This is a genomic window from Metabacillus fastidiosus NBRC 101226, assembly GCF_001591625.1.
Lineage (GTDB): Bacteria > Bacillota > Bacilli > Bacillales > Bacillaceae > Metabacillus > Metabacillus fastidiosus.
Genome location: NZ_BCVG01000121.1, coordinates 1 through 10,281, shown reverse-complemented (window position 1 = coordinate 10,281; position 10,281 = coordinate 1). Strand labels below are relative to the sequence as shown.

8 protein-coding genes are annotated in these 10,281 nt (G+C 34.4%); all 8 read right to left on the bottom strand.

Translation table 11 applies throughout. The features are described 5' to 3' along the window. Nucleotides 1–300: 300 nt before the first annotated feature. Nucleotides 301–900 (bottom strand): dephospho-CoA kinase, encoded by a 600-nt coding sequence (gene coaE, locus BFA01S_RS18910; RefSeq protein WP_066234475.1) that lies wholly within the window; start codon nucleotides 898–900, stop codon nucleotides 301–303. Nucleotides 901–919: 19 nt separating this feature from the next. Next, nucleotides 920–1,558, bottom strand: coding sequence for a sporulation membrane protein YtaF (ytaF, locus tag BFA01S_RS18905; protein WP_066234473.1), 639 nt, complete (start codon nucleotides 1,556–1,558; stop codon nucleotides 920–922). 167 nt (nucleotides 1,559–1,725) lie between these two features. Further along, nucleotides 1,726–2,550 carry a DNA-formamidopyrimidine glycosylase gene (gene mutM, locus BFA01S_RS18900; protein WP_066234470.1) on the bottom strand — a complete coding sequence of 275 codons (825 nt, stop codon included), beginning with the start codon at nucleotides 2,548–2,550 and terminating at the stop codon, nucleotides 1,726–1,728. A gap of 12 nt (nucleotides 2,551–2,562) precedes the next feature. Further along, complete coding sequence (gene polA / locus BFA01S_RS18895; protein WP_066234467.1) at nucleotides 2,563–5,193, bottom strand: DNA polymerase I; 2,631 nt, start codon at nucleotides 5,191–5,193, stop codon at nucleotides 2,563–2,565. A 101-nt stretch (nucleotides 5,194–5,294) separates the two neighbouring features. Continuing rightward, on the bottom strand, nucleotides 5,295–6,224 hold the full coding sequence (gene hflC / locus BFA01S_RS18890; protein ID WP_066234464.1) for a protease modulator HflC: 930 nt from the start codon (nucleotides 6,222–6,224) through the stop codon (nucleotides 5,295–5,297). Then, the gene (gene hflK / locus BFA01S_RS18885) at nucleotides 6,214–7,185 is read right to left on the bottom strand and encodes an FtsH protease activity modulator HflK (RefSeq protein ID WP_066234462.1); all 972 of its coding nucleotides are present in this window, start codon (nucleotides 7,183–7,185) and stop codon (nucleotides 6,214–6,216) included. Before hflK ends, hflC begins: the two co-directional genes overlap by 11 nt. A gap of 422 nt (nucleotides 7,186–7,607) precedes the next feature. Further along, nucleotides 7,608–9,359 (bottom strand): two-component system histidine kinase PnpS, encoded by a 1,752-nt coding sequence (gene pnpS / locus BFA01S_RS18880; RefSeq protein ID WP_066234459.1) that lies wholly within the window; start codon nucleotides 9,357–9,359, stop codon nucleotides 7,608–7,610. Beyond that, nucleotides 9,352–10,071 (bottom strand): response regulator transcription factor, encoded by a 720-nt coding sequence (locus tag BFA01S_RS18875; RefSeq protein ID WP_066234454.1) that lies wholly within the window; start codon nucleotides 10,069–10,071, stop codon nucleotides 9,352–9,354. Before BFA01S_RS18875 ends, pnpS begins: the two co-directional genes overlap by 8 nt. Nucleotides 10,072–10,281 lie beyond the last annotated feature (210 nt).

Here is a 10,281-nt window from a genome sequence, read left to right as displayed (position 1 = left end):
CTGATAGAAGTTTCACTTTATCTAATAAAAGTAATTAAGTGAATTTACTTAAATGTCGTTTTTTCTTCTACCTACCATAATACTGAATTTTAACGATAATAAAAAGAGATGAGGATGTCCCAAAAGGATAAAAATCTATCCTTTCGGGACATCCTGCTGAAAGGCCCTGTCATGGAAATCCAGTAAAATCAAGGATTTAGTGACAGGGCCTTTCAGTAAAAATCAAATATAATGACTTGTTAAGGACTTTATCAGACAGCCCTATCTTAAAAGTTTTAATTATTATAAACAATAATTATTTTACTTGTCTAACCATTCATTTATCAGTTTATTTAATTGTTCTTCTGTTTCCCCTATTGTACCATTATTATTAATAACATGATCCGCTAATTTTAATTTATCTTCTAAAGACAGTTGAGCTTCCATTCGCATTTTTGCTTCTTCATATGTGTAATTATTCCTCTCCATTAATCTTTTCACTTGTACATTTTCATCTACATAAACGAGTAATGTTTTATGAACAAGATGTGTTAAATTACTTTCATATAATAATGGTATATCAAGAACGACTATTTCTTCTTTATTTTCCTTTGCAATTTCTGTTTGTCTCATCATTTCTTTTCGGACTTCAGGATGAACAATATTATTCAATATTTTTCTTTCCTCTTCACTTTGAAAAATAATCGAACCAAGTTTCGCACGGTTAATTGTCTCATCATTATTTAATATTTCTTTGCCGAAATGCTGAACAATCTCTTTGTATGCTGTTTTTCCGATTTCTACAACATCTCTTGCAATTTGGTCTGCATCAACAACTGTAATATTTTTTTCCTTAAACATATTAGAGACAGTACTTTTCCCACTCGCTATACCACCGGTTAAACCAATTATCAATGTCATAAAACATGCCTCCTGCTACTTATAGTTTCCATACACCTATAATAATAAGCAAGATCCCCGGGAGGCAAGCAAACTTATCCATCCATTTATTATCCGCAAAAAGATGACCGCTTTTAATTCCTGCTAAAACGAATAAAGAACTCATCACAGCGACCAATATACTCATTGATATTGGTGAGTAACCTAATAAGGCAGCCCCGATCCCTGCTCCAAATGCATCCAGGGACAATGCAAAACCTAGTAAGAAAGCTTCTATTCCTGTTATTGTCCCCGAGTTATCCATATCTGCCCGCATCGGTTTTCTCAAAATATGAATAACGACTCCTATTGATTTAATTTCTAAATTAAATATTGTTTTTTCATTTTCCTCGTTCATTGATTCTTGCTTTTCCTGTCTGAAAAACTGGAGCAGTACCCATGCCCCTATTAGAATAAGGATAATTCCGCCCAGCTTATCTGCTATATATATTGGCATAAATGTTAAAAGTAAATGGCCGATAAGCATTGCTATTAATAATGTAACTCCTGAACAGCATGCAATAATTAAAATCGATTTAAACGGAATCCTCATTTTCCTCAATCCATACGTAAAACCAACGGAAAAACTATCTATGCTGACTGCAAAAGCTAATAATAAAAGTGAACTGTATATAGCCATTAGTCTAACCCCTTTACGAATTGCTAACTTAGTGTATGATGAATGCCTATAAATTGTTAAAGGGGTATCTATTTATTTTCATCTGTTATCAATCTACGTATGAAAAAAGAAATTATGAAGGGACAAGACAAAGCCAAAAATAAAAACCTGACGATATCGTCAGGTTTTTATTTTTGACATGTTGAACAATAATGTGTGCCTCTTCCACCAACAACTGTTTTTGTTAAAATCGTTCCACATTTTTTACAAGGCTCATTTGTTCTTCCATAAACAAATATTTTTAATTGAAAAAGTCCAATTTCCCCTTGAGAGTTCACATAAGAACGAATGGTACTCCCGCCCGACTCAATTGCTTCTTCTAATGTTCGAATAATTTCCCCATGTAAAGCTGTATATTCTTCTCCCGTTAAATCTTTCGCTATTCTTTCCGGATGAATCCCTGCGCGAAATAATGCTTCGTCTACATAAATATTCCCGAGACCGACTACTAATGTTTGATCAAGTAAAGCTATTTTTATTTTCCTGTTCGTTCTCGAAAGTTTTTCTTTTAAATAATTAACCGTAAAGAGATTTGAAAATGGTTCGGGACCAAGCTGGGAAAGCGGAAGTTCATCCTCTTCCTCTCCCTTTTTAAAAAGATGCATCGTGCCGAATTTCCGCACGTCACGATACCTTAGTTCTGTTCCATCATCAAATTGGAAAATGACATGGGTATGTTTATCAAATTCCTCATTATTGTTATGAAGTCCATAACGACCTTCCATTCTAAGATGAGAAACAAGCACATAATCATCTAAATAAAATTTTAGAAATTTTCCTCTTCTGCCTACATCAACAATTGTTTGGCCTTTAAGAGCATCTTGAAACTGCTCAATTTCAAGCGGCTTTTTTATTATCTTTGGCCAGTAAATAATGACATCTTGAATTTTTTTGTTTTTAACGAGCTGAATTAACGTTTTCCTTACTGTTTCAACCTCTGGTAGTTCAGGCATAAAACCACTTCCTTATTTTGCATCATACCATGATGGACCGAAAGCATAATCGACCTTTAAAGGAACATTTAATCGGACAGCATTTTCCATTACTTCTGGTACGATTTTTTCCAAAATAGGAATCTCCTCTTTTGGAGCTTCAAAAATCAATTCATCATGAACTTGTAATAATAGCTTTGTTTGCAATTTCTCCGTTTTTAATCGCTCAGCCATATCAATCATCGCTTTTTTAATAATATCGGCTGCACTGCCCTGGATAGGTGTGTTCATCGCTGTTCTTTCAGCAAAGCTCCGCAAATTAAAATTACTGCTCGTAATTTCAGGTATATAACGTCTGCGATGTAAGATTGTTGTTACGTAACCTTTGTCTCTTGCTTCCTGAACAGCATCATCCATATAGTCCTTTACACCTTTGAAAATATCGAAATAACGATTAATAAATTCACCAGCTTCTTTTCTCGTTATATTCAGATTTTGCGAAAGTCCGTAATCACTAATCCCATATACAATACCAAAGTTAACAGCTTTCGCCTGCCTGCGCATATTGGATGTTACTTCTTCTTTATTTACATGGAATACATCCATCGCTGTTTTCGTATGAACGTCTAAATCATTTTCAAATGCTTCGATTAAGTTTTCGTCTTTTGAAAGATCAGCTAATACTCTTAATTCAATCTGTGAATAATCTGCTGCGAAAATAACCCAATCTTTATTTGATGGAACGAAAGCCTGACGAATTTTACGCCCTTCCTCTAAACGGATAGGTATGTTTTGCAAGTTAGGTTCTGTCGAGCTTAACCTTCCTGTTGATGTTAATGCTTGATTAAACCGGGTATGAACTTTATCCGTATCTTTATGAACAACTTTTAGCAGTCCTTCGATATAAGTAGATTGTAATTTGCCAAGCTGACGATAATGCAGAATCTCTTCTACAATCTCATGCTCACTAGCTAATTTTTCTAATACATCTGCAGAGGTAGAATACCCTGTTTTCGTTTTCTTAATAACAGGCAGATTTAATTTCTCAAAAAGAATACCACCTAATTGTTTTGGTGAATTAATATTAAAGCTTTCACCAGCTAATTGATGAATATTTTGTTCCAAACGGGATAAATGCTCTGCTAATTCTTTGCCCATCTCCCGTAAACGTTCGACATCTACCTTAACTCCTGTAACTTCCATTTTAGCTAAAATAATAGATAAAGGCATTTCTAAATCATAAAAGAGCTGTGACTGCTCATTTTCTGCCAGTTCATTTTCTAATTTTTCTTTTAACATAGACAGGGCAAGTGCTTTACGAACAAGATGTTCCCCTAACTGTGATTCATCTGGAATAGCTCTTTTTGCACCTTTACCGTATATTGCTTCATCTGTTTGCACTACTTGAATTCTATTAGCTTTCGCAATACTTGCGATATCATCATATGTTTCGGATGGATTCAAAAGATATGCGGCAATTAATACATCAAAAGAAACACCAGCGAGCTTCGTACCTTTCCAGCTAAGAGAAGCAATTGATTTCTTTCCATCATAAACAATTTTTTTATTTTCTTCATTTTCAGCCCAAATCTTAAAGTTATCTGATTCAAGCGCAGCTTCTGCCGGTACATAAAACTGTCCATTTTCATTTATAATCGAGAAACCAATAATATCAGCATTATGATAGCTTTCATTTATTACTTCTACTAAAAGGACACATTCTTTCGTTAATACACGCTCATCGATTTCGGTTACCGTTTCATAAGTAATATCTTCCACTTCCGCTGCATCTTCTGATACATCTTCTCCAAGCTTGTCCAGCAAAGAATTAAAACCAAGTTCTTTGAAAAACGGAACGATTTCAGCTGTCTCATAGCCATTATATAAAGTATCATTAACAGCAACTTCAATCGGTACTTCACAATTAATCGTTGCAAGCTCTTTACTCATCAGTGCAAGTTCACGATTTTCTTCAAGTTTTTCTTTTAACTTCTTACCGCTGACATTTTCAATCGATTCAAGAAGGTTTTCAACAGTTTCAAATTCCTTTAACAATTTGATCGCTGTTTTTTCACCGACACCCGGCACTCCTGGAATATTATCAGAAGTATCACCCATTAATCCCTTCATATCAATAATCTGTCCAGGTGTTAAACCGTACTTCTCTTCGATAAATTCAGGTGTATATGTATCAACATCTGTTATCCCTTTGCGTGTAATATCAACAGTAATTTTATTCGTTGCAAGCTGTGTTAAATCTTTATCTCCTGAAATAATTTTCACTTCAAAACCATCTTGCTCCGCTTGCTTTGAAAGGGTGCCGATTATATCATCAGCCTCATAATTTTCAAGCTCGTAACGTGAAACTTGATATTTATCAAGTAGCTCACGAATAAACGGAAATTGTTCAGAAAGCTCGGGCGGAGTTTTCTGTCTTCCACCCTTATACTCCTTAAATGTTTTATGTCTAAATGTCGTCTTTCCGGCATCAAAAGCAACAAGAATATGAGACGGTTTCTCCTCTTCTAAAATTTTCATAAGAATCATCGTGAAACCGTAAATTGCATTTGTATGTACACCTTTATCGTTATTCAGCAATGGCAAAGCGAAAAAAGCCCGGTATGCGATACTGTTGCCATCAATTAGAACTAATTTTTCCGTCAAAATATGTGCCTCCTCTTTCTATACGAATAAAAAACCGACATTCTCCATTTCTATTTTAACATTTCTAAATAGAAAGGAAAATGACGGCTCATGTCATATATTTATTCGGTTTCACCCATTAATAATTTAGCATATTGTGAATCAAACGGAATAACTAATACTGTCTCATCATCAATTGTTTTCTTATAAGATTCGAGTGTTCTATACAGCTCATAAAAGCGGGCATCTTTTGAGTATGCCTCATTATAGTTCTTTGCTGCTTCCTGCTCTCCCTGTCCCCGGATAATATCAGCCTCCGCCTCAGCCTTTGCTAACATTTCCTTTACTTCCTTGTCTGTTTGAGCAATAATCCGGTTTTTCTCAGCATCACCTTTTGATAAATATCCCTGTGCCGTTGATTCCCTTTCAGAAATCATTCTCGTAAAAACAGAAGCCTCATTTTCCGCCGGTAAATCTGTCCGCTTAATACGGACATCTGTCACAATAATTCCATACTTATCACGCTCTAATAAACCATTCACAATTTCAGTTACTTTATCATTCAAACTCCCTCGAGAAGATTTTTCGTCATTAATAATTTCATCATAATCTAATCTTCCTAATTCAGCACGAATCGTTGAAAATATAAATTCACCCATTTTCGTCTCTGCATTTACGATTGTTCTTGCATTCGAAATCATAGATTTTGGATCTTTTATTTTCCAAACAGCATAATTATCAATTAACATTCTCTTTTTATCTTTCGTATTTATCTCTGCCTCTTGTACATCGTATGTCATTTGATATTTTGGCAATGTCGTTACGGATTGAATAAACGGAATTTTATAATTTAAACCAGGTTCTTCAATAATTCTTACGACTTCACCAAATTGACGGATTACTTTATATTCATTTTCCTTAACTATAAATAAATTTGTTAATATTCCAATTAAAAGTAAAAGTATTATAATGATAACTGCACCTATTTTAGTATATTTCTTAAACATAAAAGGCGCTTTTTCCTTCATGCCTACAACCTTATCATTGACCATTTTTTACACTTCCTTCCTCATTAACTGGTGGCACTGGCTGTGTGGCACCGTTTAAAGGGAAATACTTCATTGTATCACCGTTGTCCTTCATAATATAAATTTGTGCATTCGGAAGGACATCTTCAATCGTTTCAAGAATAAGACGTTTCTCAGTAATTGCTTTTGCTTTTGCATATTCACTGTAAACTGCATTAAATTTAGCTACATCACCACGGGAATTTTCAATTCGGGCTGTTTTATCCCCTTGTGCTTTTGACATAAGGGCATCTTTTTCTCCTTTTGCTTCTTCCGTTCGTTTATTTTTATATTTTTTTGCTTCATTTATTTTTGTATTCATTGTTTCCCTTGCATCTGTCACATTCGTAAATGCTTTTCTAACTTCATCATTAGGCAAATCAACGTCTTGTAATTTTACAGCCAGTATGCTTACCCCGATATCATATTTTTCTATTAAAGATGATAAGAGCTCATGCACCTGCGTCTCAATTTCTACTTTCCCTGATGTTAAAGCATCATCAATTTTTGAACTTCCGATAATACTGCGCAGAGATGCTGAAGTGGCATCAGTGAGAATTTCCTGTGGATTTTCTGAATTAAATAAATATTTTCCCGGCTCTGTTATTTTCCATTGAACAACCATATCAGCGAGAACAATGTTCTCATCGCCGGTAATCATTTTCGTTTCCTTTGGAAAGTCTTTCACATCTCCGTCCGCATTCTCCTCATATCCAAACTGTAAACTGAATGTTTCCTTTGACAGTACTTCGACATGCTGAATCGGCCATGGCCATTTAAAATGTAGTCCCGGTTCACTAATTCCTTCTTCGACTTCACCTAAAGTAATCATAACTGCTTGCTCAGATTCATCAACAGTATACCAAGTCGTAAAAGCAACAATTCCTAAGCAGACGATTAATAATGAAAAGCCAGCTATAACTAATATTCGTTTTATACTTATCATGTTTGCCTCCCTATCTTTGCCTTCATAATTCCGTCTATAATTACTACGAGTATATGACAAAAAAGTTTCATTATTTATTATTTTGTTAAATTAAAAGAACATATTACATATTTATGTAAAGATTGGACATCATCATATTTTTCAATATTAGTAAATAAATAGAAATAATAAGGATTCCTTGTACAATTCAACTTTAGTGAGAACTGAGCGAAAATAGAAGAAATGATACATATAGATGAGCTCTAAGCCTGTTAAAAGATCAAGCAAGGAAAAGAGGACAAAAAAAAGGGACGAAAGCATTACGCTCTCGTCCAAAAGATTGGCTCCTTGGATGAAGGGGTTTTCACTAATTATCTTATCAACTATTTGTTAAGAAAAAATAAATTAGTTGTAAATTCTATGTAAAGATATTGTGAAATAGATCATTTTATTTCTTTATAAAGCTTTACAGTAAATGTAGTCCCCTTGTTTATTTCACTGCGCACACTAATCTGGCCTTTATGCGCTTCAATTAAATGTTTCACAATAGCAAGTCCAAGTCCAGTACCACCGGAATTCCTGCTTCTAGCCTTATCAACACGGTAAAATCTTTCAAATATTCTCGGTATTTCTTCTTCTGTTATCCCTATACCAGTGTCACTTATCATAATTAATACATACTCCGAATGGTTTTCCACATTCACCCAGACAGTTCCGCCTTTTGGAGTATATGTTAATGCATTATTAATTAGATTAATAAAGATCTGTTTTAAACGATACAGATCTCCCATAATAAATAAATCACTTTCCGGGAGATTAACAGATAGCTCTAGTTCTTTTTCTATTGCTTTGCTTTTTAACAATATATGAATCTCTTCAAATATCTCTCTTAAATCACAATGCCTGAATGATAGTTCAAAGCCCTGCTGCTCTATTTTTGATAAATCGAGTAAATCTTGAATCAATGTTTGTAGACGATCACTTTCTTTTAAAATAATTGCTAAAAAATATTCCGCTGTTTCCTCGTCTGATAGAGCCCCATCGAGTAATGTTTCACTGAATCCTTTAATAGAAGTAATCGGAGTTTTTAGCTCATGCGATACGTTAGCAACGAAATCTTTCCTCATCTGTTCTAATTTCTTTAATTCTGTTATATCATGGAAGACAAGTACGATCCCTTTCCATTCATCATTCATTCCGATAATTGGGGCTCCGTATACTTCAAAATGCCGCCTCTCAATTTTAATTGGTATGTGCAGCTGCCTTCTAACTTTTACTTCTGTCATAAATATCTCTTCAATAATATCGATTATTTCTTGATGCTTAAATGCATCATAATAAAGCTGATATAGAAAGTCGACTGACTTAATTTCAAATATCTCTTTATATGCCCTGTTAACAAGATTAACATATCCTCTTCCGTCAATAAGGATTAATCCGCTTCCCATATTTTCAATCAATGTTTGAAGACGATCCTGCTGCATTTCCTGTGCTCTTGTCATATCCTGCAAATTTCTTGCCAAAATATTAATTGATTGACTGAGCATGCCTGTCTCATCGAGATGGTCCTCATATGTTCTCGCTTTATAGTTTCCCTTTGCAAGTTCAATCGCTACTTTTGTTGCTGACTCAATCGGCTTTGTATACTGTGCAGTTATTCTAAATCCTAATAATACAATAACGATAAATGCCAACCCTAAGCTTGCAACAAGAACCATCCACATTTGCTGATTCACTTTTTGCAATGAATCAATTGGTGCAGCCAAAAGAATAATATTGGTAATATGTCCATTTGCTATAATAGGTAATATATAATAACTTAATTCATTTTTGGGGTCGCTAAAATGAAATCCCTCTTTTGAATAATCGAACTGGGCTAACTGTGATTTTATTAAACTTTCATCATATGAATTATCTCCAACTGAAAAATCTATTTTCCTATTCTTGTCCAAAATAAATATATCTGAATGGATCGTATGACTCAAATCTGTTAATAAATTTGGATAGCTTTCAGAATTCTTTCCTTCCTCGCCTATAAGGAATTTTACGAGCTGTGCATCGCGTTCCATCCGATCCTTAAATGCATTCATATAATAATTATTAAATATCTGACCTAAAAGCAGACCAAGGCCGACTAAAACAGCAATTATTAAAGTAATTAATGCAAAAAGAAAACGGGAACGGAATTTATTCATTCGCCTTAGGCTCCTCTAATTTATAGCCTAATCCCCTTATCGTTTTAATATATAATGGTTTTTTCGTATTTCTTTCAATCTTTTCTCTCAAGTGACTAATATGGACATCGACAATACGAGTATCACCCGCAAAATCATAATTCCAAACAGCACTTAATAACTGATCTCTAGTAAGCACTCTTCCTTTATGTTTTGCCAAATAAACAAGCAGTTCAAATTCTTTTGGAGTTAAATCCAATCTCTCATCTGCATAATATGCCTCATAATGTTCTGGTAACACTTTCAAATCACCAATAGACAATTTCTCAGGAATATGGTTCCCTACCATCTCTTTTCCCGTACTTGTCTGCGTACGTCTAAGTATCGCCTTCACCCTAGCTACTACTTCACGAGGGCTAAAAGGCTTCGTCATATAATCATCTGCCCCTAACTCTAACCCTAATACTTTATCAAACTCATCATCTTTTGCAGTTAACATGAGAATAGGAACCATAATTTTTCTCTGTCTAAGCTGCTTACACACTTCAATTCCATCCATTCTCGGTAACATTAAATCTAATACAACTAAATCTGGTTCTTCACTAATACATTTTAGTAAGCCTTCTTCCCCGTCAAAAGCAGTTAAAACATCATAACCTGCTTGTTTGAGATTATATTGGAGAAGTGTTGATATTGATTGTTCATCATCTACGACTAATATTTTTTTACTCATTTGAGCCTCCAAGGATTATATTCCCTCAACTTCAGCATTGAGCCAATTGTCTTGTTTTGAAAAAGAGACGGAGCTAAATTAATATGAATAAGCAATGATGCAAATAGATAGCTCTTTCCCATTCATAGTTGAGAGCAACAGATCATGATTACTTTTACATAAAGTGAAACTTCCATCAGTGGGGTTTTTTCTCATCCCCCACTTCACTTC